General features: G+C 44.9%; 22 protein-coding genes. 17 read left to right on the forward strand and 5 right to left on the reverse strand.

Features of this window, described 5'->3' with window-relative positions; genetic code table 11:
• The first annotated feature begins 64 nt into the window (after window positions 1-64).
• The 4 genes from OW495_RS20765 (at window position 65) to OW495_RS20780 (ending at window position 3827) form a co-directional block, all read left to right on the forward strand.
• A complete protein-coding gene (locus OW495_RS20765; protein WP_017110584.1) occupies window positions 65-781 on the forward strand; it encodes an ABC transporter ATP-binding protein in 717 nt (238 codons plus the stop codon).
• On the forward strand, window positions 778-2037 hold the full coding sequence (locus tag OW495_RS20770) for an ABC transporter permease (RefSeq protein WP_289888090.1): 1260 nt from the start codon (window positions 778-780) through the stop codon (window positions 2035-2037). Before OW495_RS20765 ends, OW495_RS20770 begins: the two co-directional genes overlap by 4 nt.
• Before the next feature lie 14 nt (window positions 2038-2051).
• Window positions 2052-2567, forward strand: a complete 516-nt coding sequence (locus OW495_RS20775) for a DUF3299 domain-containing protein (RefSeq protein WP_065104194.1) — start codon at window positions 2052-2054, stop codon at window positions 2565-2567.
• 351 nt (window positions 2568-2918) lie between these two features.
• Entirely contained in the window at window positions 2919-3827 is a 909-nt protein-coding gene (locus OW495_RS20780; RefSeq protein WP_289888091.1) for a TIGR03899 family protein, read from the forward strand.
• Between the two features lie 166 nt (window positions 3828-3993).
• Here OW495_RS20780 and cysC read toward each other — a convergent pair whose 3' ends face one another.
• From cysC to cysD, 4 genes are all read right to left on the reverse strand, one after another.
• Window positions 3994-4614, reverse strand: coding sequence for an adenylyl-sulfate kinase (gene cysC / locus OW495_RS20785; protein ID WP_289888095.1), 621 nt, complete (start codon window positions 4612-4614; stop codon window positions 3994-3996).
• A 24-nt stretch (window positions 4615-4638) separates the two neighbouring features.
• Window positions 4639-6363, reverse strand: a complete 1725-nt coding sequence (locus tag OW495_RS20790; RefSeq protein ID WP_009847766.1) for an SLC13 family permease — start codon at window positions 6361-6363, stop codon at window positions 4639-4641.
• 65 nt (window positions 6364-6428) lie between these two features.
• The gene (cysN, locus tag OW495_RS20795) at window positions 6429-7859 is read right to left on the reverse strand and encodes a sulfate adenylyltransferase subunit CysN (RefSeq protein ID WP_004735272.1); all 1431 of its coding nucleotides are present in this window, start codon (window positions 7857-7859) and stop codon (window positions 6429-6431) included.
• Window positions 7860-7877: 18 nt separating this feature from the next.
• Window positions 7878-8822, reverse strand: coding sequence for a sulfate adenylyltransferase subunit CysD (gene cysD, locus OW495_RS20800; protein ID WP_226974827.1), 945 nt, complete (start codon window positions 8820-8822; stop codon window positions 7878-7880).
• 414 nt (window positions 8823-9236) lie between these two features.
• Here cysD and OW495_RS20805 point away from each other — a divergent pair, with 414 nt between their 5' ends.
• The 11 genes from OW495_RS20805 (at window position 9237) to OW495_RS20855 (ending at window position 19195) form a co-directional block, all read left to right on the forward strand.
• Complete coding sequence (locus OW495_RS20805; protein WP_102514358.1) at window positions 9237-11213, forward strand: bifunctional 2',3'-cyclic-nucleotide 2'-phosphodiesterase/3'-nucleotidase; 1977 nt, start codon at window positions 9237-9239, stop codon at window positions 11211-11213.
• Window positions 11214-11496: 283 nt separating this feature from the next.
• Window positions 11497-12084, forward strand: coding sequence for a DedA family protein (locus OW495_RS20810; protein ID WP_102340812.1), 588 nt, complete (start codon window positions 11497-11499; stop codon window positions 12082-12084).
• Window positions 12081-13214 (forward strand): ATP-grasp domain-containing protein, encoded by a 1134-nt coding sequence (locus OW495_RS20815; RefSeq protein WP_289888104.1) that lies wholly within the window; start codon window positions 12081-12083, stop codon window positions 13212-13214. Before OW495_RS20810 ends, OW495_RS20815 begins: the two co-directional genes overlap by 4 nt.
• Before the next feature lie 19 nt (window positions 13215-13233).
• A complete protein-coding gene (locus tag OW495_RS20820; protein ID WP_017078811.1) occupies window positions 13234-13776 on the forward strand; it encodes a DinB family protein in 543 nt (180 codons plus the stop codon).
• A 2-nt stretch (window positions 13777-13778) separates the two neighbouring features.
• The gene (locus OW495_RS20825; RefSeq protein WP_289888106.1) at window positions 13779-14528 is read left to right on the forward strand and encodes an NRDE family protein; all 750 of its coding nucleotides are present in this window, start codon (window positions 13779-13781) and stop codon (window positions 14526-14528) included.
• A gap of 12 nt (window positions 14529-14540) precedes the next feature.
• Window positions 14541-14978 carry a YHS domain-containing (seleno)protein gene (locus tag OW495_RS20830; RefSeq protein ID WP_012604897.1) on the forward strand — a complete coding sequence of 146 codons (438 nt, stop codon included), beginning with the start codon at window positions 14541-14543 and terminating at the stop codon, window positions 14976-14978.
• A gap of 10 nt (window positions 14979-14988) precedes the next feature.
• Window positions 14989-15432 (forward strand): hypothetical protein, encoded by a 444-nt coding sequence (locus tag OW495_RS20835; protein ID WP_017096575.1) that lies wholly within the window; start codon window positions 14989-14991, stop codon window positions 15430-15432.
• Between the two features lie 12 nt (window positions 15433-15444).
• Window positions 15445-17199 carry a lysophospholipid acyltransferase family protein gene (locus OW495_RS20840; protein WP_289888119.1) on the forward strand — a complete coding sequence of 585 codons (1755 nt, stop codon included), beginning with the start codon at window positions 15445-15447 and terminating at the stop codon, window positions 17197-17199.
• Window positions 17200-17270: 71 nt separating this feature from the next.
• A complete protein-coding gene (locus OW495_RS20845; protein WP_004735262.1) occupies window positions 17271-17837 on the forward strand; it encodes a Crp/Fnr family transcriptional regulator in 567 nt (188 codons plus the stop codon).
• Between the two features lie 57 nt (window positions 17838-17894).
• The gene (locus OW495_RS20850) at window positions 17895-18347 is read left to right on the forward strand and encodes a GNAT family N-acetyltransferase (protein WP_289888121.1); all 453 of its coding nucleotides are present in this window, start codon (window positions 17895-17897) and stop codon (window positions 18345-18347) included.
• The gene (locus OW495_RS20855) at window positions 18347-19195 is read left to right on the forward strand and encodes a DMT family transporter (protein ID WP_289888124.1); all 849 of its coding nucleotides are present in this window, start codon (window positions 18347-18349) and stop codon (window positions 19193-19195) included. Before OW495_RS20850 ends, OW495_RS20855 begins: the two co-directional genes overlap by 1 nt.
• Window positions 19196-19256: 61 nt before the next feature.
• Here OW495_RS20855 and OW495_RS20860 read toward each other — a convergent pair whose 3' ends face one another.
• A complete protein-coding gene (locus tag OW495_RS20860; RefSeq protein WP_289888125.1) occupies window positions 19257-19841 on the reverse strand; it encodes a LysM-like peptidoglycan-binding domain-containing protein in 585 nt (194 codons plus the stop codon).
• 213 nt (window positions 19842-20054) lie between these two features.
• Here OW495_RS20860 and OW495_RS20865 point away from each other — a divergent pair, with 213 nt between their 5' ends.
• A complete protein-coding gene (locus OW495_RS20865; RefSeq protein ID WP_017107729.1) occupies window positions 20055-20675 on the forward strand; it encodes an FKBP-type peptidyl-prolyl cis-trans isomerase in 621 nt (206 codons plus the stop codon).
• Between the two features lie 134 nt (window positions 20676-20809).
• Window positions 20810-21304 carry a DUF2780 domain-containing protein gene (locus tag OW495_RS20870; RefSeq protein WP_289888132.1) on the forward strand — a complete coding sequence of 165 codons (495 nt, stop codon included), beginning with the start codon at window positions 20810-20812 and terminating at the stop codon, window positions 21302-21304.
• Window positions 21305-21439 lie beyond the last annotated feature (135 nt).

A 21439-nucleotide genomic window follows, 5' to 3' on the forward strand; every position in this document is an offset into this window, starting at 1 on the left:
TTCTGGGAATTTATTTTTCTAATAGCTGTCCAGTAAATACACCGCTTTAATCATTGGAGCTAATATGTCTTTTGACAGTTCATCACTTGTGGTCAAACTCGAAAATATCAGCTTTCGTTGGAAGCCTGAATTATCCCCAACGCTAGAGATCCCCTCACTGCATATCCAAGCCCAAGAGCACCTTTTCATCAAAGGGCCTAGTGGTTGTGGGAAGTCAACATTATTAGGGTTATTGACCGGAATTAACCAAGCAGAGCAAGGTGAAGTTTCTATCCTTGGCCAAGATCTCACACAGCTAACGCCTCGTCAGAGAGACAAGTTCAGAGCCGATCATATTGGCTATATATTCCAACAATTTAATCTGCTTCCTTACTTATCAGTGATCGACAATGTGACGCTTCCTTGCCAGTTTTCAAAGATTCGTAAACAGCAAGTCACTGAAAGTCAGAACAGCCTGCAAGCCACCGCTCAAGAATTATTGCTCAGATTAAAGCTACCACAAGCCTTAATGAACAAACCTGTTACTGAGCTGAGTATTGGTCAACAGCAACGTGTCGCTGCAGCTCGCGCTTTAATCGGCCAACCAAAGATCATCATTGCCGACGAACCAACATCGGCTTTGGATCATGACAACCGAGAAGCCTTCATCGAATTGTTACTCGAGCAAGCAAATCAAGCCGGGTCTACTCTGATATTTGTCAGTCACGATCCAACATTAGAAAAGCTGTTCACTCGAACCATAGATTTAAAAACCGTTAACCAAGCTAAGGTTGTCGTATGAAAGTAATTACTCACTTAGCCCTAAAAAGCGTACTCAACCGTAAAGCCACCGCTATTCTTACGATTCTCACCGTGGCAGTGTCAGTGATTCTATTACTCGGTGTTGAACGCGTAAGAACCGAAGCAAAGAGCAGTTTTGCCAATACGATTTCAGGTACTGACCTTATCGTTGGTGGCCGTTCTGGTCAGGTAAACCTACTGCTTTATTCAGTATTTAGAATCGGTAATGCAACCAACAATATCGACTGGAAAAGTTACCAAGAATTTAGCCAGCATAATGCCGTAAAGTGGGCGATACCCATCTCATTGGGAGATTCGCACAAAGGCTTCCGAGTTATGGGTACAAACCATAGCTACTTCGAAAACTATCGCTATGGAAGTAAGCAACCACTTACTTTTAAGCAGGGTAAAGAGTTTAAACAGCTATTTGATGTAGTGATCGGGGCTGATGTCGCGAAGAAGTTAGATTACAAAATCGGTGATCACATCATTCTTGCACACGGTATCAGTGATGTTGCCTTTAGTCGCCATGATAACCTGCCCTTCACAATTGTCGGAATACTCGCGCCAACCGGCACACCAGTAGATAAAACCGTGCATGTTTCGTTAGAGGCTATTGAAGCGATTCACGTGGGCTGGGAATCAGGAGCCAACCTAGGGCACACGCCAGATGCAGAAACATTAAAGACCTACGATTTCCAACCTAAGCAGATTACCGCGATGATGGTTGGCCTTAAATCGAAAATCCAAACCTTTGCACTGCAACGAGAAATCAATAACTATCGCCAAGAACCTTTGAGCGCCATTATGCCGGGTATTGCGCTTCATGAATTGTGGGGAATGATGGCCGTTGCAGAACAAGCACTACTGATTGTTTCAGGGTTTGTTGTAGTCGCGGGACTATTAGGAATGCTAAGTAGCCTACTTACTAGCTTGCAAGAAAGACGTCGAGAGATGGCCATTTTGCGTGCTATGGGAGCAAGGCCTCGCCATGTCTTTGGTTTACTGATCAGTGAAGCAAGTGCACTGACCTTCCTTGGTATAACACTAGGGGTTGCAGTTTTGTTTGCCCTAATCGCAGTAGTTGCTCCTATTGTGCAACAAAGCTATGGTATCAATATATCGATATCCGCAATCACCCCTCATGAGTGGAAACTGCTTATACTGGTACAAGTTGCCGGAATCATTATCGGCTTTATTCCCGCTTTCAGGGCTTACCGTCAGTCATTGTCTGATGGCATGACTATTCGAATCTAAAATAGGAACCTACGATGCAACGCAAATTCCTACTGATATTTGGGCTACTTCTGTTCCCATTTATCAGCACAGCTCACGCTGAAACCGCACCGACTGACGAATCGGTATTAACACTGGATTGGATTGATTTGATTCCGGAATCAGAACGTGCTCAGCTGGATTCATTCGGCATGCCGACAGTTAACCACGACAGTATGGACAAACCTCAACAATCGACACTTGGCGCTGTTCGCCCTGAGCTGAATGGCAGCACAGTAAAGATTCCTGGCTTTGTGATTCCATTGGAAGGTGATGAAAACATGATCACTGAATTTCTGCTGGTACCGTACTTTGGCGCATGTATCCACGTGCCGCCACCGCCGCCGAACCAAATCATCTACGTGAAGTTCCCTAAAGGTGCACCAATACAGCAACTATGGGATGTGATTTATTTAGTAGGTACGCTAAAAACCGAGTCAATAAGCCACGACTTAGCTCAAACAGGTTATCTTATTGAAGGTACAGCAATAGAAGAATATGACGACATGTAGTCATTAGAAGGGTGGCTCACGGATGAGCTGCCATCACTGAACAAGTGAACTTATTCAATAACAGTTTCATAACGATATTGTTTGACTAGATTACGCGATGTAATTAGACAAATATGCTAGGACAGCTACATAAGTAGCGAGTAATAACCCTATACTAAGCTGTTTCTTCAGCTTGTTATCATTGACTTGATTCATAACTCCTCCTTGAGAATTACAACAAATTTAACATTTTATTATCATTAGCAAAAGTAAAATTTTGTTGAAACCTTCAACTCTGCACGCAAAATCTAGCCACCAATAAGATAAAGAGTTACATTTTAGGCAGTTAAGTCGTCTCCTAACGGTACTCTTATGTCAGAAACCAAACAGCCAGTAATCATTGAGCATGCTAGCGATACACAGCACAAGCATGAGAAAAAGCCTCATATTGCCGACAGCACAAGCAGAATGCTGCACATCGCACAGAGCTTCGGCTTAGATTCCTTAATCACTCATAGTACAAAACCAATCGATAAAGCTGAGAGTACGCTTATCGAGCGGGCGCTATTACGAGAGAAAAAACGTAAAGAACTGCGTCAAAAGAATCTAGAACAGATTCTGAAATTGGCGCACTCTTCATGTAAGGATGAAGCGGCTGGAGATCCTGATCAAGACTGGTTATATCGCTTTTTCGATATGGCACAAGAGATCCACAATACATCGATGCAGAGGCTATGGGCCCAGGTATTAAAAAGAGAAGTCACCAACCCAGGTTCGACGTCGATGAAGGCACTGCAGATCTTGCAAGACATGACACCAAAAGAAGCACTCACCCTACAAAGAGCGGCGTCACTTGGCTGTAGTTTTGGTAGTGATAGCAGCAGAAAGCTATTACTTGGTTTCAAATCTCATGCTGGAATATTCAGCTTCGGCAAAAGAGACACCACCAACACCATCAACCTTGGTGGACACAACCTACCCTACTCTAGCCTACTCCATTTAATTGAGCTCGGTATCATTCTAGGCACTGAATTAGAGTCTGGTGAGATTGACTTCGACCCAGCGTTGCACCTGACTTATCAAGGTAAGAGCATGTCACTGGCGCCTATTTCAAAAGGGGTTAAGCTGGTTTACTACCGATTCAGTCCAACAGGTAATGAGCTGTGCACCTTACTTGGCAACAAACCCAACATGCAGTATTACGACCAACTGATTGCTCTTTTAAGTCAGAAATTCACGGTACAGACAGAAGTAAAAAGCAGTGTGAATTACACCGTCTAAGCACTCGACGGTGCAAAAAATAGACGGTGTGAAAAGTGAAAAGTATTGAGAAGAATAAAGAGAATCTAGAGGATAGGTTTCTTGTCTCGGTAAACTAAGGCTGCACTATTTATCGGTCGTGAATAAACAGATAAACAGCTGAGTAGCCTTAGTCATACCAACGATCTCAGTTGGCTAAAATATTACGCTTCTCTAAAGCATCAATACACAATTCAACCAATTCATCGAGCGTCTTCTCACCTGCGGGTAGATCAATCTCAGGTTTTTTAGGCGCTTCGTACACTGAACTAATACCAGTGAAGTTCGGGATTTCTCCAGCTCGTGCTTTCTTATATAAGCCTTTAGGATCACGCTGTTCGCAAACCTCAAGTGGCGTATTAACAAACACCTCTAGAAACTCACCTTCCGGCAATAAATCACGCACCAACTGTCTCTCCTCTTGATGTGGAGAAATAAACGCTGACAACACGATCAAACCCGCATCCGCCATCAATTTAGCGAGCTCACCAATACGACGGATATTCTCTCGACGGTCTTGCTCAGAGAAGCCCAAGTCGCTACATAATCCGTGACGCACATTATCGCCATCCAATAAATAAGTATGGTAACCAAGCTGTGCTAAGCGGTTTTCTAATGCTCCAGCGACTGTCGACTTCCCAGAACCAGATAAACCCGTGAACCAGAGCACGGCTGGTTTTTGTGATTTCAGATCAGAGCGAAATGTTTTATCAATCGAGTGTTGATGCCACACAACATTCTCATCTTTTGGTTTGAGTACTGCGGTCATAATTAGTCCTTTAAATAAACAGCATTAAAATGGGAAAAAGTAAGGAATTAGGGTCAGCACCAAGCCCGAATAGACAATCGAGATTGGGATGCCGATACGCAGATAATCCGTAAGGTGGTAATTACCTACGCTATAAACAAGTAAATTGGTTTGGTAGCCGTATGGCGAAATAAAGCTGGCGCTGGCACCAAACAGAACCGCCATAATGAATGGCATGGGGTCAACGCCATAGCCGATAGCCATGCTGTAGCCAATTGGGAACGAGAGTGCTGCGGCCGCATTGTTGGTCACCAACTCAGTCAGAACCAACGTCATAAAGTAGGTCGCGACTAACGCACCGAACACGCCCCAGCCATTAAAGGCTTCCATAAACATCAGCCCCATACGCTCAGACAAACCCGATGAAATCATCAGTTGAGCGATAGAAAGTGCAGAGCCAACGATCACCACAATATCAACCGGAAAACGGCGACGAAGCTCACCCAGTTGCACCACACCAAAGGCCACCAGCAGCAGTAAAAAACCAGCCAGCCCTTTGATAATCGGCACGACTTCAGCAAGAGCTAAACCAATCACACTGGCAAAACCGAGCAATACAAACGTCGATTTATCCGCATCAAGCTTGGCACTCGAGTCCAAGTCATTCATCAACACAAACTCTTTGTTGTGTTGCTGGCGCTGTTCTTCAAAGCGTTTGCCGGGAACCAGAATCAAGGTATCACCAGCGGTTAGTGTGATGTTTCCAAGACCACCTTCAAGGCGCTCATGGCCACGACGAATGGCAACCACAACCGCATCGAAACGGTCTCTGAACTGGCTGGTTTTCAGGGTTTTGTTACAGAAGCTTGCCGACGAACTCACTACAACCTCAACAAAGCTCTGGCCGTTAAGGTGATGTTGACCAAACAGGGTTAATCCTTGGATTTCTTGCAGTGTCGCCACACTCTCGACATCGCCACAAAACAGCAGTCGGTCACGAGCTTGAAGAATAAAGTCAGGGTCTATAGACGCTGTTGTTTTACCGTCGCGAATCACTTCCGCTAAGAACAGTTTTCTCAGAGCTCTAAGATTATTCTCGCTGACGCTGCGGCCAACTAAAGGAGAACCCGGCTCCACTCTTGCTTCTAAGAAGTAAGGCAAATCATCTTGGGAACCATCATCGTAGCTTGGTAAGAAGTAACTCAGAGGGATAAGGATCAACACGCCACCGACCAAGACCGCTAAACCGATCAAGGTTGGTGTGAAAAAGTTTAAGCTCGGCAATCCCGCATCTTCAACAAAGCTATTGATGATCAAATTGGTTGAAGTGCCGATCAATGTCAGCGTTCCACCTAAGATGGCAGCGTATGACAGAGGGATAAGTAACTTAGATGGCGCGTGTTGCTGATTACGTTTGATCGCCCCGATCAAAGAAACAACCACCGCCGTGTTATTAGTAAAAGAAGAAAGTAGCGCTGTGGAAATACCCAACTTCGCAACCACTGTGCCTAGCCTACCTTCAGAGATATTGCGGCTAACCCAGCTGATTAAGCGAGTTTTCTCCAACGCACTTGAGGCGAGGATCAGAAGAATTAAAGTCAGTAACGAGGAGTTAGTAAAGTTATTGGCTAAGCTCGACAAGTCGATCATGCCAGCCATAAAAGCAATAAACGCCGCGCCAGCAAAGATAAAGCTTGGCTTAATACGGGTAACGAGCAGGCAAGTAATGATGCCGAGCAAAATCGCTAATACAAATCCTTGTTGCCACATATACCCGTCCTTTATGGCGGAAACGATGAGTTTCCACCTGATTCAATAAGCTGTTACTTGGTCGTTTATGACTTCAGTAATTGGCTTAGATCTTTGGCATCCCAATGAGGGAAATGCTTACGAACCAGAGCGTTGAACTCAAGTTCAAATGCAGAGAAGTTACCGACTTGTTGTTCAACAGAGTCCAAACGGTCTCGAATCAAACCCGCGCCAACCGTCACGTTGGTTAGTCGGTCGATAACGATAAAGCCACCGGTATCGGCACTCTCACGGTATTTATCCAGTGCGACAGTCTCGTTCAATGACCATTCACACAAACCAATACCATTCAGTGGCAACTCATCAACAGCGTGAGTCGACAAGTTGTTGATGTCATATTGATGACGAACCGTTTCAACCTGACCGACAGTTTTCTTGCCTGCGATTTTGATGTCGTAAGCTTTACCCGGTTGCAGTGGTTGTTCTGTCATCCACACGATATCTGCCAATACGTGGTTGGTGGATTCAATTTGCGCGTTTTCCAGCACAATTAAATCACCACGACTGATATCGATTTCATCTTCAAGAGTCAGTGTTACCGCCAAACCCGCTTGTGCTGATTCAAGTTCACCATCAAAGGTCACAATGCTTGCCACCTTAGAGGTTTTACCTGAAGGCAACGCCTTGATTTCATCACCCACGCTGACACGACCAGAAGCTACGGTGCCGGCAAAGCCACGGAAATCTAAGTTAGGACGATTGACATACTGCACAGGGAAACGGAATTCGCCCGCAGAACGTTTTTGGTCAATGTCGACGTTCTCTAACACTTCTAATAGAGACGGACCTTCGAACCATGCAAGCTCTTTGCTTGGCGCAGCAACGTTAATACCTTCAAGTGCCGAAACTGGCAGAATCTGAATGTTAGTTTCGCCCTCTAGGTTTTCAGCAAACTCTAGGTACTGATCGCGAATCTCCTCAAAACGATCTTGCGAGTACTCGACGAGATCCATTTTGTTGACTGCGACGATGAAATGCTTCAAACCAAGTAGGTTAGAAATAAACGAGTGACGACGTGTTTGATCCAGTACGCCCTTGCGAGCATCAATCAAGATCACAGCCAGATCACACGTTGAAGCGCCTGTTGCCATGTTGCGCGTGTACTGCTCATGCCCAGGGGTATCAGCAATAATGAATTTACGTTTTTGCGTCGAGAAGTAGCGATAAGCCACATCGATCGTGATCCCTTGCTCACGTTCAGCTTGCAAGCCATCAACAAGCAGTGCCAAGTCAGGCTTCTCACCTGTCGTACCCACTCGTTGGCTATCCGAGTGAACTGCTGCTAGCTGATCTTCATAAATCTGTTTTGTATCATGGAGCAAGCGACCGATTAACGTACTTTTACCATCATCTACCGAGCCACAAGTTAAAAATCTAAGCATAGATTTATGCTGATGCTGACTTAGATAACCTTCAATCCCTAGTTCAGCCAATTCGGCTTCTACTGCACTATTCATTTTTCTTTCCTTAGATTCTTAGAAATAACCTTGGCGCTTTTTCAGCTCCATTGAGCCCGACTGATCATGGTCAATCGCTCGACCTTGACGCTCACTAGACGTCGCCACCAGCATCTCTTCAATAATGCCTGTTAGCGTATTCGCCTCAGATTCAACGGCTCCGGTTAGTGGGTAACAGCCCAAAGTACGGAAGCGAACGCTTTTCTCTTCAATCACTTCACCTTCTTGCAGTTCCATACGGTCGTCATCAACCATGATCAGCATGCCATCACGCTCAACCACAGGACGTTTGTCTGAAAGGTAAAGTGGAACAATATCGATGCTCTCTAGGTAGATGTATTGCCAGATATCGAGCTCAGTCCAGTTAGATAGCGGGAAAACACGAATGCTTTCGCCCTTATTAACCTGACCGTTGTAGGTGTGCCAAAGCTCAGGACGCTGGTTTTTTGGATCCCATGTATGGTTCTTGTCGCGGAAAGAATAAACTCGCTCTTTCGCTCGAGATTTTTCTTCATCACGACGCGCACCACCAAAAGCGGCATCGAACCCGTACTTGTTTAACGCCTGCTTAAGGCCTTGAGTTTTCATGATGTCAGTGTGCTTAGAAGAACCATGTACGAACGGGCTACATCCCATCTCAATACCTTCTGGGTTCTTATGTACTAAAAGGTCGAAGCCGTACTTTTTCGCCGTACGATCACGAAACTCAATCATCTCGCGGAATTTCCAATCCGTATCAACGTGCAATAGTGGGAATGGAATCTTGCCTGGATAAAACGCTTTGCGAGCTAAATGAAGCATCACAGAAGAATCTTTACCGATGGAGTACATCATCACTGGGTTATCAAACTCAGCAGCAACTTCACGGATAATATGAATACTTTCCGCTTCAAGCTGTTTTAGGTGGGTTAAACGTTCTTGGTCCATTTCAGTGCTTCCTTTAAGGCTCGCAGTACGAGCAATTCATTACTTGGTCTTGCCAAGCAAGGGATTTAACTCATCCACTTGAGTGAATGGGAGTATTGGCACTAGAAGAAAACAGAAGCTTCGTTTTGAGCTATCCTTGCTATTCATCTGCCTGATACGTCCTTGATATAGGCATTATGACGAGCCTCTCATATTACTGGAAATTCTAAAATTTCATTTTTTATTCGAAAAGCTGATAAGGGATGAGATTCATCGATAAATAGGTGAAATGAATGGACTAATACTATCGATGTGATTTGTACATTGATTGAGCAGGTTTGGGAGGCGTCTTGCAGAACACCATAAAGTAATCGATCTAAGTCACGAATTAACATTCGTTGTAATCATTGTTTCATTCGGTTTTGTTACATTACGCAACGAATTTTCTACTATCCACTTTGGAGCTACAAAATGAAAGTTGCAATGAAACCTTTGTCATTGGCTGTACTTGCGGGTCTTGGTTTGACTCTAGCAGGCTGCACAACAACACCAGATACCGATGAAGTGATTAAATTACGTGTCGTAGAAACGACGGATATCCATACCAACCTAATGGATTACGACTACTACAAAGACAAGCCATCGAAAAAAATCGGCTTAGCGCGTACTGCAACTCTAGTAAAAGAAGCTCAAAGCGAAGTAACCAACAGCGTATTAGTTGATAACGGTGACTTGCTGCAAGGTAGCCCAATGGGTGACTACATGGCAGACAAAGGCATCGAAGCGGGCGAAGTTCACCCTGCATATAAAGCAATGAATCAACTAAGCTACGACGCTGCAAACCTAGGTAACCACGAATTCAACTACGGTCTTGAGTTCCTAGAAGAATCGATCAACGACGCTGATTTCCCATACATCAGTGCTAACGTTTACGACGCAGAAACTAAAGAACACTACTTCACGCCTTACATCATCAAAACGCACACGTTTGAAGATACCGCTGGCGTAGAGCATGAAGTAAAAGTGGGTTACATCGGTTTTGTTCCACCACAAATCATGACGTGGGATAAGAAGAACCTTGAAGGCAAAGTGATCGCTCGTGACATCATTGAGACAGCTAACGAGTTAGTCCCTCAAATGAAAGCGGAAGGCGCAGAGGTTATCGTTGCTATCCCTCACTCAGGCGTATCAACTGACCCGTACAAAAATGGTGAAGAGAACTCAACGTTCTACCTATCTGAAGTAGACGGCATCGATGCGATCGCATTCGGCCACTCTCACGCAGTGTTCCCAGGTAAAGGTTTTGATGACATTCAAGGCATCGACAACGAAACTGGCACAATGAACGGCGTTGCGGCAGTAATGCCAGGTCGTTGGGGTAGCCACGTTGGTGTTATGGATCTAACACTTGCACAAAAAGACGGTAAGTGGGAAGTCGTTAAAGGCCAATCTGAAGCACGCCCTATCTACGACAAGATCGAGAAGAAATCTCTTGCTGCGGCTGATGGGGGCATCGTAACAGCACTAGAAAAAGACCACGCTGGTACTCGTGAGTTTGTTAACCAACCGATTGGTAAAGCAGACGACGTGATGTACAGCTTCCTATCTCTAGTGCAAGACGATCCAACAGTGCAGATTGTTAACCTTGCGCAGAAAGATTACGTTGAACAGTTCATCCAAGGCGACCCAGACCTAGATGGTACGCCAGTACTTTCAGCAGCTGCACCATTCAAGGCCGGTGGCCGTAAGAATGACCCAGCGAACTTCACTGAAGTTGAATCTGGTCAACTAACCTTCCGTAACGCAGCTGACCTGTACCTTTACCCGAACACGCTAGTCGCGATGAAGGTAACAGGCCACGAAGTAAAAGAGTGGCTTGAGTGTTCTGCTGGTCAGTTCAACCAAGTGGATGTTAACTCAACAGCACCACAACAGTTGATCGAGTGGGATAACTTCCGTACTTACAACTTCGATGTTATCGACGGTGTTGATTACCAAATCGACGTAACTCAACCTGCAAAATACGATGCAAACTGTAAAGTCGTTAACCCTGACTCACAGCGTATTGTTGGCCTAACTTACCAAGGTAAGCCAATCGACATGAAGCAAGACTTCCTGATCGCAACCAACAACTACCGTGCATACAGTGCTAAGTTCCCAGGTACGGGTGAAGACTTCATCGCATTTGATGCACCAGATGAAAACCGTACTGTTCTTGCGAACTACATCTCTCGCGTAAGTAAAGAGCAAGGTCAAGTTAGCCCAACAGCTGATAACAACTGGTCATTTGCCCCAATCAAAACGGATAAAAAACTAGATATCCGCTTTGAAACATCTCCAAGTGACAAAGCGGCAGAGTTCATCAAAGAAAAGGGTCAATACCCGATGAAACGTGTTGCGACTGACGATGTTGGTTTTGCTGTTTACCAGATTGACCTAACTAAATAGATTACCCAGTAATCCATAGTTAACATTCTGAAAGGCTGAGTTTAACGACTCAGCCTTTTTCTTTTGTTATTTATAAACCGAATCCACAGCCCTACTTTTCTCACCGTAAACACCCGCTAATTCCCCCCCAAACAGCACGACTCAAACCGTCAATCGATTTAAGTCCCCACAAAAAAACACTAATCAGCTGTAAGTTTTTCTCTGCTCCTCCTGTCTATTTAATTTACTACACTCAATGAATGGCCAATAAGCCATTCATCTATAGGATAGATAAGGGTATTTGATGAGCACCGTCGAGAGTATTCAAGCATGGTTAAATACAGGAGAAGAATCGCTGCTATGGCTGATGCTTGGCATTATCGTACTTTCTTACTTGCTTGAAGATCTGGCGATTGTTACAGCGGCAGGTTTAGCAACTCAAGGGCTCATGCTTCCTCAATATGCGTTGCTTGCTATTTTCATCGGCATTGCCACCGGTGATCTCGGTCTCTATTACCTAGGTAAATCAGGACGTTATTTCCGAGGCATCCGTTACAAAGCCCTCACCAATCGATACTTTCGTGCACTTCGTACTAAATTACGTCAAAACGCTTTCAGCAGTCTTTTTGTCATCCGCTTTATTCCTGGGCTTCGTACCGTCGGTTTTACCTTAAGTGGCTTTTTCGCAATCCCACTGCCTACTTTCTTGTTTGCCGTTATTAGTGCCACTGCGCTCTGGACTGGCATTGTCTTCTCTGCCATCTACTATTTAGGGACATCAGCGTGGCTGCAAGCCTCTGAATATCAATGGATCATCATCCCGTGTGCCATCGCTTTGCTGTTTATCGGCAATCGATTAATGAATAGAACCTACTCTAGAGGATTATCATGAGTTCACCGCAAGATATTCGCATCATTCCAGCACATCAAATCAATGCAGGCATGCCCTTGCTTGAAAAAGATACCGTGCGCAGTGTCTCTCCTTATGAGTTTCTTCCAACTTGGTTCTTCTACACGCCAGTGGTAATTCAAAGCCTGATGCAAGGGTTACGGCACTTTGACTGGGCGCTGCCGCTCATCGCCAACCCGAGTATTAAGTTAAGCGGCATGGTAGGCGAATCAAAACACGAGATACTGAGCCTTGCAGGATCATCGAGTCAGCGTTGGATCTCTCCGTTTATCACCTTAACCAAAACGGATCTTAGCAGTAAAAAACAAGCCGAAGATGCGCGCAGCGCACTCATACAGTCGGATCTCGATTTCCCGATTGTGGCCAAACCGGATCTTGGCTGTCGAGGTGTTGGCGTTAAGCTGATCAACACACAAGATCAACTTGAGCAGTATGTTGAGTCTTTCCCAAATAATGCTCGCTTTCTATTGCAAGAAAAGGCGCCTTATCAAGCCGAAGCGGGTGTTTTCTACGTTCGTTACCCAAATAAAAAGCAAGGCGAGATCATCTCGATCACACTCAAATACGCACCAATGGTGGTGGGCGATGGCAACTCGACACTCAAGCAGTTAATTGAAAATAGCCCTCGTGCTGGGCAGCTTAGTCACCTGTATCTACCGAGACATGAAGATAAATTGGATCAAGTGCTCGCAGAGGGTGGAGAGTTCCAACTCGCGTTTGCAGGTAGCCATAGCCGTGGCTGTATCTTCCGAGACGGCAACCAATACATCACTCAGGCTTTAACCGAACGCTTAGATGAGATATTCGACGACTTCGATGGTTTTCACTTTGGACGACTCGACGTCAAATTCAAGGACATGCACAGCCTAATGAACGGCGAGGACTTCACTATCCTTGAGGTCAATGGCGCAAGCAGTGAGGCCGGGCACATCTGGGATCGCAACACACCGCTGCGAGAGATATTTTCGACGCTACTCCTGCAATACCGCATTCTTTTTGATATTGGCGCTCAACAGAAACAAAGAGGCCACCAGCCTCCTTCTTTTAAGAGCTTATTTAACGCGTGGCAAGAAGAGCGACGTCTTGTTCAACAATATCCGACCACCGATTAACTTTGTACGAGGATCATGAATGAACCCCATAGCCCAACCGAGCGCCCTCACTTCTTTCTCTCCTAGTATCAAGGGAGCGGTAGAGATATTGAATCAGGGTTTAGAGTTTTTGTTAGCCATATCTGACAGCGACTATCTGACACGAGCAAAGCCGCACGTCACAAGTTCTATTGGTGAGCATACTCGTCACACGCTCGATCTTTTTCACGCTTTGATTTTAAAAGAGAATGCGACCGTTGATTACAACACTCGTCGTCGTGGTCACCCCGTCGAATTCGACAGGTCGATTGCGTTGAAAGAGATCCATTACGTGATCAACTGGCTTGAACGATTAGACCGCAGAGATCTCGAAGCGCCTATTATGATCCAAACCGAAGTTTCAATGGATACACAAGTATTCGCCAGCCTGCCCTCTACGCTAGAAAGAGAAGTCACCTTTGCCGCGCTGCATGCCAATCATCATTACGCGATGATCAAGGTGATCACGACCTTTCTTGATGTCGAAACATGCAACACCTTCGGTTATGCCCCAACCACCAGCAGCTATTTGAGGGAGCAATAATCATGTGTTCAGTATCTTGGCTGCTTGAAGACAATGGCTATCAGGTCTTCTTTAATCGTGATGAACAAAAGACACGTGCACTGGCGATGCCACCTAAACAATACCGAGTTAACGGCGTCGATATCATCATGCCACTCGACCCAACCGGTGGGGGTAGCTGGATCAGTGTCAATGAGTTCGGGCTTTCGTTATGCCTACTCAATAACTATCAAGGCATCGTACCTGATGGCCTTTTAGTCAGCCGTGGTTTGTTACTCAAGAACCTATCATCGAGTCGTAATATCAGTCAGCTCTCTGAAGCATTTCATAAGCTCGACCTGCACTCTTTTGCCCCATTTACCTTGCTGGCTTTCGCGCCGAACTTAACTCAACACCATGGTTTGGTTATCGCCTATATGTGGGATGGCATTCAACAAAAAATAGTCGAAACCGATTCTCCACTCTTTTCATCCGGTGTTGATTTAGAGCGAGTACAAGCCTATCGACAAGCAAAATACGATCAGCTTATGGCAACGGGTGAGAATCAACAGAACTTACTTCAGTTTCACTCTCACCATCACAGCGAACAACCTCATTTAGCGACCTGTATGCATCGTGAAGACGCGCACACAGTGAGCTTTACACACTTACACAATCTACACGGCCAAGCCTCGATGCTTTACGCACCCGGCTCGCCTTGTGAACCCATTAAACCATGCCAGATAAATCAACAGCGTTTTACCTTCGATTTATCACCAGTAATCAATCTATAGATGGAGTCCATCATGAGAAAACTATTAACCATGGTCATGCTACTTGTTAGCCCATATGTCTTTGCCGCCGATGAAATCTACACAGGGTTCTTTAGCAGTAAGGCGCTCGATGGCTACGACACTGTGGCTTATTTCACTTCAGGTAAACCTATTGAAGGCAGTAAAAAATTCAGCACCGAGTACAAAGGCGCGGACTGGTATTTCTCTTCTGAAAAGAATCTGACTTTATTTGTTAATAATCCTGAAAAATATGCCCCTCAATATGGTGGTTATTGCGCTTGGGCTGTTTCAGCAAAAAGTGATTTTGCACCCGGAGACCCGAATCAATGGACGATTGTTGATAACAAGCTTTACCTCAACTACGACCAAGAGATTAAACAGCGTTGGGAACAAGACCGAGCACAACATATTCAAAAAGCCGACACCATTTGGCCGCAACTGATCAAATAAGGGAATAACCATGACATTCACTCCAGCTAAACATATCCCTGCGGCATTTATTGCGTTTGTGTTCATTCAGTCGCTGTTTTTTAAGTTCACAGGCTCATACGAGACTGAGCATATCTTTGGCACCTTGGCGACATGGTCGGGCTTAAGTTGGTTCGGTTCATTTGGCGGCTACTTAATTGGGTTTGCTGAATTGATTGCTGCCATTTTGCTGTTTACTCGTTGGCATGGCCTAGGTGCCATCATGAGTGTGGGAATTATGAGTGGTGCGATTTTCTTCCACCTGTTTACACCACTCGGTATTCAAATGCCTGAGTTTAATGCAGCGGGTGAAATTGTCGGTTATGACGGTGGATTACTGTTTGGTATGGCATGCCTAGTGTGGTTATGCGGTGCATTTTTAAGTGTGAAAGATTTCAAGAATCAAGACGGTTTCCTAAACAACTTTAGTCAATAAGGTGGCTTCATTATGATTGATAGTCCTTTTCGTTTACCACGTTACACGCCTTTTGGTTTAGGTGAGTCTGTTGTCGAGTGGGCAACTGGGCTATCTAAGCTAGACAAACTCTATCAAGATAGACCTGATGAGTTATCTAGCTTTGAATTCATGCATCACACCCTGTCGGCACTCAATATCGACTATTCCGTTTCCGCAGGCGCCACTGATAATATCCCAGAGGAAGGGCCAGTAGTCATTGTGGCTAACCACCCGCTTGGCGCAATTGAAGGTGTGATCCTTGCTGATCTCGTAGGATCGGTAAGAAAGGATGTGAAGGTGCTAGCGAATGAGTTGCTCAAGCGACTGCCTGAACTGGATGATCTTTTTATCGGGGTCGATGTCTTTAACAGTAAAGAATCGAAACGAACCAACGCAAAAGCCATTCGAGATGCCAATCGTCATTTAGCCGACGGTGGATTGTTGATTGTATTCCCTGCTGGCGAAGTATCGAGTTACCGTAAAGGGGCAAAAACACTGACAGATATCGAATGGAGCAAATCGGTTGCCAAGTTCGTTAAGCGTCACCAAGCCACCACAGTGCCTATCTTCATCAATGGTAAAAACAGTGAGCTTTTCTACCAAGCCGGACGAGTTCATCCACTGTTACGAACTGCTTTACTTGGGCGTGAACTTCTTAATAAACGAGCGACTACCATCTCTATATCTATCGGATCTTCAATCCCATACTCAGAGATAAAGTCGTTTGAACAAGAGATGGATATCGTCAACTATCTGCGACTCAATACCTATCTGATGAGTCAACAAGATAGTCCTAGCACGCCAATCCATGCACCCTCTTTTGACACTCCGGTTATTACGCCTATTCCATCAGAAGTGCTCTCCATAGAAGTCGCGTCACTGCCTCAAGAAATGAGATTACTTGAACAGGGCGATTTTGAGGTGTACTGCACACCAAGCCAGTCAATCCCCAATTTAATGCGCGAGATTGGTCGAGTAAGAGAAGAAAGCTTTCGAGAAGTTGGCGAAGGCAGCGGGCTTGCCTGTGATTTAGATGAGTATGACCTTTACTACCATCAACTGTTTGTGTGGAACAAAGCCAAGGCTGAACTGGTCGGGGCGTACCGACTTGGTATGGTCGACAAATTGATAGCTGAGCACGGGCTTGATCAACTCTATTCCCGCAGTCTGTTTAACTACAATCAAGAATTCATCGATACCTTAGACAACAGCATTGAGCTTGGGCGTTCTGTGGTGAGCAAACCTTATCAAAAGAGCCTTAACTCACTGTTACTCTTATGGAAAGGCATCGCGGCCTTCGTGTATCGTCATCCTCAATACACTCACCTATTCGGCCCAGTCAGTATCAGTAATGACTACAGCCACAATGCGCGCCTGTTGATCGCGACCACCTTATCAATCCACCATTATGATGAGGAAAAGGCAAATCTGGTTTCTCCGTCGTCACCACTCAATACCAGTAATCACGTGTTCTGGCAAAATCATCTGTTATCGTCATTGGCAAGTGTTCCTCTGCTCTCTAAAGTGTTAGCACGTATGGAGCAAGGAAAAGGCCTACCAGTACTACTGCGCCAGTATCTAGGGATGAACGGTAAGTTGGTGTGCTTTAACGTTGACCCATCATTTAACGATGCTCTGGATGGCTTGATTGTGGTTAACCTTAAGAAAGTACCACTGAAAACTCTTGGTAAATACATGGGTAGAGAACTTGCTCAAGATTATCTAGAACAGCACGCTCGACGCTGATTTAGCCTGCTCTGTACCTATACTCAAATAAGTGCGATGATTTCGACACTTATTTGGGTTAGGTTATTTCCATGCACACCTCTTTTATCGAACAACTACAAAGCTTTGACTTCTCTGAAAGTCAGATTGAATCTCTATTAGCCGTCGCCAAGCCACTTGAGCTACCAACCAGACACATCCTGATCAATCAAGGTGAAATGGCGAGTTCAATCTACTTTGTACTCGAGGGATTGTGCCACGCTTGCTACCTCACCAATGACGGCAAGCAATACAGCAAAGAGTTCTACTGGGAACAAGATTGGATCATCGGCTTTGAGAGTTTGATAAAAAATCAAGCGTCCCCTTACCTATTAGAAACGCTCACACCAATTACTATGTTAGAACTGCCAATGAACGCGGTTATCGAGTGGCGCGCATCAAACAACCCTTTGTATTTAAAGTTATTAGAGACTCAGCTGATGCATAAGGAAAACAAAGAACGCTTTATGCTGCTCTATACTCCCGAGCAACGCTATCAGCTTTTCTGCGAACATTATCCCGACCTTGAACAGCGCTTGAACGACAACCAAATTGCCGCTTACCTAGGAATAACCGCGATCAGTCTGAGCAGAATTAAAGGTCGAATTAACAATAGTTAATGCCAACAATCATCGCGCATAGTACATTCAGAGCATCGATAACCTCTGGATGTAAACATGATCACTTGGCACTCAATTCCCTTCTCTGAACTTTCAACGCAACAGCTTTATCAACTACTTAAATTACGAGTAGATGTGTTCGTCGTTGAGCAAAATTGCCCTTATCCAGAACTCGACGGTAAAGATACACTCACGGGTGTTGAACACTTGCTTGGCTATGCTGATGCAGAGTTAGTGGCGTGTGCACGCTTGTTACCACCAGGAACTTCTTACGACAACACCAGCATCGGCCGAGTGGCGACTAAGCAATCAGCAAGAGGCGATGGTTTAGGGCATCAATTGATAAAAGAAGCGTTAACACGCTGTGAGGCTCTTTGGCCGAGTACGACTATCGATATTGGTGCGCAACAACACCTAGAAAACTTCTATGCGAGCCACGGCTTCAAAACGATCTCTGAGATGTACTTGGAAGACGATATTCCGCACGTTGATATGAGATTAGAGAAGTAATGTCGAATATCACTGTCGGTATCCTATTGCTGATTGCAGGTAATTTGTTTGCCTCGCTTTCTGACGTAGCGGTAAAACTGTTGAATGGCGAAGTGCCACCTCTTCAGTATATTTTTTTCCGACAGTTGATATCTCTGCTCATCATCACCCCTTTGTGGCTACAGCAGAAAAAGCAACAACGACGCTTACAGCAAGCCAAAGTGACTATCATACGCGGACAGCTGATACTAATTGGCAGTGGATGTATGGTTGTCGCGATTACCCATTTATCTTTGGCTACCGCCAACGCTGTATTTTATGTCGCACCCTTGTTGATGCTGCCTTTATCGATGTTTCTACTCAAAGAGCAACCCACATTGGGTAAGGTGATAGCAACCACTATCGGTTTTATTGGCGCATTGATTGTCTTGAGGCCATCGCAATTTCATTGGGCAGCATTGTTTGCACTAGGCACAGCGCTGACGCTCGCACTGTTCAATGTCTTGGTAAGAAAGCTTCCAAGTGAGCAAACAGTGGTCACTACGCTGTGGTGGACAACGTTATTCTCTATTCCAGCATCATTGATACTGTGCTTCCTATACTGGCAACCGGTATCTGTGGAGCACTTGGGATACATCGCACTCAGCGCAACACTTATATTGAGTTATAACGGACTTGCTGTTTCCGCCTACCAGAAAGCACATTCTAGCCAAATCGCCTTGGCTGAATATTCAGGATTAGTGTTTGTCGCGCTAATAGGCGCAATATGGTTCGATGAGATACCAGATACGTTAACCTTTATCGGTATTATGCTAATAATCTTGCCACTCGCCCCTTTCAAGCGACCAAAAAAAAGAGCTAACACTTAGCTCTTTTCTATCGTCTATCTATGTCTACCGAAACGTTTTAGCGCACGGCTCTATATTAGACCTATTTGCTGCGGCCAAAACCACCGTCAGACAAACGGAAAAACATCACTGACGTGTCGCCCTTCTCTAGCTGCAGAATATCCAGTTGCCCAGTTTCGGCTAGCTTGAATCTAACTAGCTGACCTTTTCTGATCTGACTCAGTGGCTTGTCTGAACCTTCAATCCGTACTAACGCATTTAAATCAGACAACGGTAAATCGTTGTTTCGAAAAACTTGCGCCAACGTATCACCCTGCTTAACCAGGTACTCCTGCCAGTTATTGTTACTCGGTTCTGATGAACTGCTCTTGGCATTTTGTTGTTCGCTTAAGCCAACGGTGTTTATCTCAAGCTCAACGCGCGATGTGGTTGGAGCAGCGTCTACTTTAGGTTCTGGTAGCGGCACGAAAAGTAAGATTAATACGATCGGCGAAATCACCATCAATAGTCTCTGGTGTAATTTCGGTAATGATCCCCAAGTTTGTACGGTTGAGGTTTTCATTTTCTTTATATCGATCGAACTTAATTTATCTTTGACCTGATTCAGTCGATCCTTGAACTCTGCTAAGTGGTCTACTTTCTGTTTTTTCTTTTGACGACGATTCATGCCACTGCGTCCTATACATTGAATAACTACAGTATAAAAACCAAAGTACCAACAGTATAGATCTTTCCGCTACAACAGAGACCAAAGCGAGAAAATTGACATAGCTGTGATTTGGACACGGTAAAGCGTAAGTGATCAGGGGCTAGCCGTTTATTCAGGCTGCTAATACTGGTATTCTTACCCTTTTCGTACTGACAAAAAGAGTGACTTTTCATGTCTGAAGTAAAATTTGAAACTGTAGAGCAAAAAGCTAGCTACGGTATCGGTCTACAAATGGGCCAACAACTTGCTGGTTCTGGTCTTGAAGGCCTAAACGTTGACGCAATCGCTGCTGGTATCGCAACAGCTCTAGTTGGTGACATGCCAGCTATCGAAGTTGACGAAATCAACAACGCACTACAAGAGCTACACACTCGTGGTGAAGCTGCACGTCAAGAACTAGCTAAAGCTGCAGCTGCTGACGGCGAAGCTTTCCTATCTGACAACGCTCTTCGTTCAGAAGTAACAGTTCTTGAGTCTGGTCTTCAGTACGAAGTACTAACTGAAGGTACTGGCGAAATCCCTACTGCAGACAAGCAAGTACGTGTTCACTACCACGGCGAACTAACTGACGGTACTGTTTTCGACAGCTCTGTATCTCGCGGTCAACCTGCTGAATTCCCAGTAACTGGCGTAATTCAAGGTTGGGTACAAGCTCTACAAATGATGCCTGTTGGCTCTAAGTGGAAGCTATACATCCCTCAAGATCTAGCATACGGTGAGCGTGGCGCAGGTGCTGCAATCCCACCATTTGCTGCTCTAGTATTTGAAGTAGAACTTCTAGCTATTCTTTAATTTTTATAAAAACCTTTAGTAAAACAAAATACTATAGGCAAATAAAATTGAAATAATTCAACGGCGATGTGACTACATCGCCGTTTTTCGTTTATAGTGAATAGGTCGATTACTTTATTACTTAAGGAAGAATAATGAAGAAAATACTTATCACTGTACTCAGCAGCCTTGCTGTAGTCTCTTGCGCTAGCACGAGCGATTCTGAACAAACCGGTTCATCATCAGATACCAACTACTCTCAACTATCACAAACTGCACTGATGGCTGCGGTGAATATGTGGTCTCAACAAAATGAAACAACGCCACTTGCTGATACCGTTGCTGACCAAGCGTCTGTAACAAGCGATCAAGCTATAGGCGGAATCGGTTCAATGTTGGCGCTTGCACAAAATTCACTTGGCTCTGCCGACAATAAAGAACTTGCGACGCTTATTCCTGGAATGTCTTCACTTGAATCTACTGGCTTATCATCGGTTCTAAGCTCACAAGGTGCTGTAGAAAGCGCTTTTTCAAGTTTAGGAATGGATTCGTCAATGATTACAACATTCGCACCAATCATTCTTCAAACTCTTCAATCTCAAGGTGCAACCAGCGGATTGATGGATTCACTTGCCGCTATTTGGCAGTAGGCCATCGCGATTAGCGATTAGCGATTAGTTGAAGAATATTGTAAGGGCACTTCGGTGCTCTTTTTTGTGCGTGGAAGAAAAGGGATTTGAGATACGAGATACGAGATACGAGATACGAGATACGAGATACGAGAT

The organism is Vibrio sp. 14N.309.X.WAT.E.F5, assembly GCF_030397615.1.
Lineage (GTDB): Bacteria > Pseudomonadota > Gammaproteobacteria > Enterobacterales > Vibrionaceae > Vibrio > Vibrio lentus.

Bases quoted from the DNA above. Each gene is read 5' to 3' on its own strand.
- OW495_RS20765 (WP_017110584.1), top strand. From the start codon at position 65: ATGTCTTTTGACAGTTCATCACTTGTGGTCAAACTCGAAAATATCAGC.
- OW495_RS20770 (WP_289888090.1), top strand. From the start codon at position 778: ATGAAAGTAATTACTCACTTAGCCCTAAAAAGCGTACTCAACCGTAAA.
- OW495_RS20775 (WP_065104194.1), top strand. From the start codon at position 2,052: ATGCAACGCAAATTCCTACTGATATTTGGGCTACTTCTGTTCCCATTT.
- OW495_RS20780 (WP_289888091.1), top strand. From the start codon at position 2,919: ATGTCAGAAACCAAACAGCCAGTAATCATTGAGCATGCTAGCGATACA.
- cysC (WP_289888095.1), bottom strand. From the start codon at position 4,614: ATGACCGCAGTACTCAAACCAAAAGATGAGAATGTTGTGTGGCATCAA.
- OW495_RS20790 (WP_009847766.1), bottom strand. From the start codon at position 6,363: ATGTGGCAACAAGGATTTGTATTAGCGATTTTGCTCGGCATCATTACT.
- cysN (WP_004735272.1), bottom strand. From the start codon at position 7,859: ATGAATAGTGCAGTAGAAGCCGAATTGGCTGAACTAGGGATTGAAGGT.
- OW495_RS20805 (WP_102514358.1), top strand. From the start codon at position 9,237: ATGAAAGTTGCAATGAAACCTTTGTCATTGGCTGTACTTGCGGGTCTT.
- OW495_RS20810 (WP_102340812.1), top strand. From the start codon at position 11,497: ATGAGCACCGTCGAGAGTATTCAAGCATGGTTAAATACAGGAGAAGAA.
- OW495_RS20815 (WP_289888104.1), top strand. From the start codon at position 12,081: ATGAGTTCACCGCAAGATATTCGCATCATTCCAGCACATCAAATCAAT.
- OW495_RS20820 (WP_017078811.1), top strand. From the start codon at position 13,234: ATGAACCCCATAGCCCAACCGAGCGCCCTCACTTCTTTCTCTCCTAGT.
- OW495_RS20825 (WP_289888106.1), top strand. From the start codon at position 13,779: ATGTGTTCAGTATCTTGGCTGCTTGAAGACAATGGCTATCAGGTCTTC.
- OW495_RS20830 (WP_012604897.1), top strand. From the start codon at position 14,541: ATGAGAAAACTATTAACCATGGTCATGCTACTTGTTAGCCCATATGTC.
- OW495_RS20835 (WP_017096575.1), top strand. From the start codon at position 14,989: ATGACATTCACTCCAGCTAAACATATCCCTGCGGCATTTATTGCGTTT.
- OW495_RS20840 (WP_289888119.1), top strand. From the start codon at position 15,445: ATGATTGATAGTCCTTTTCGTTTACCACGTTACACGCCTTTTGGTTTA.
- OW495_RS20845 (WP_004735262.1), top strand. From the start codon at position 17,271: ATGCACACCTCTTTTATCGAACAACTACAAAGCTTTGACTTCTCTGAA.
- OW495_RS20850 (WP_289888121.1), top strand. From the start codon at position 17,895: ATGATCACTTGGCACTCAATTCCCTTCTCTGAACTTTCAACGCAACAG.
- OW495_RS20855 (WP_289888124.1), top strand. From the start codon at position 18,347: ATGTCGAATATCACTGTCGGTATCCTATTGCTGATTGCAGGTAATTTG.
- OW495_RS20860 (WP_289888125.1), bottom strand. From the start codon at position 19,841: ATGAATCGTCGTCAAAAGAAAAAACAGAAAGTAGACCACTTAGCAGAG.
- OW495_RS20865 (WP_017107729.1), top strand. From the start codon at position 20,055: ATGTCTGAAGTAAAATTTGAAACTGTAGAGCAAAAAGCTAGCTACGGT.
- OW495_RS20870 (WP_289888132.1), top strand. From the start codon at position 20,810: ATGAAGAAAATACTTATCACTGTACTCAGCAGCCTTGCTGTAGTCTCT.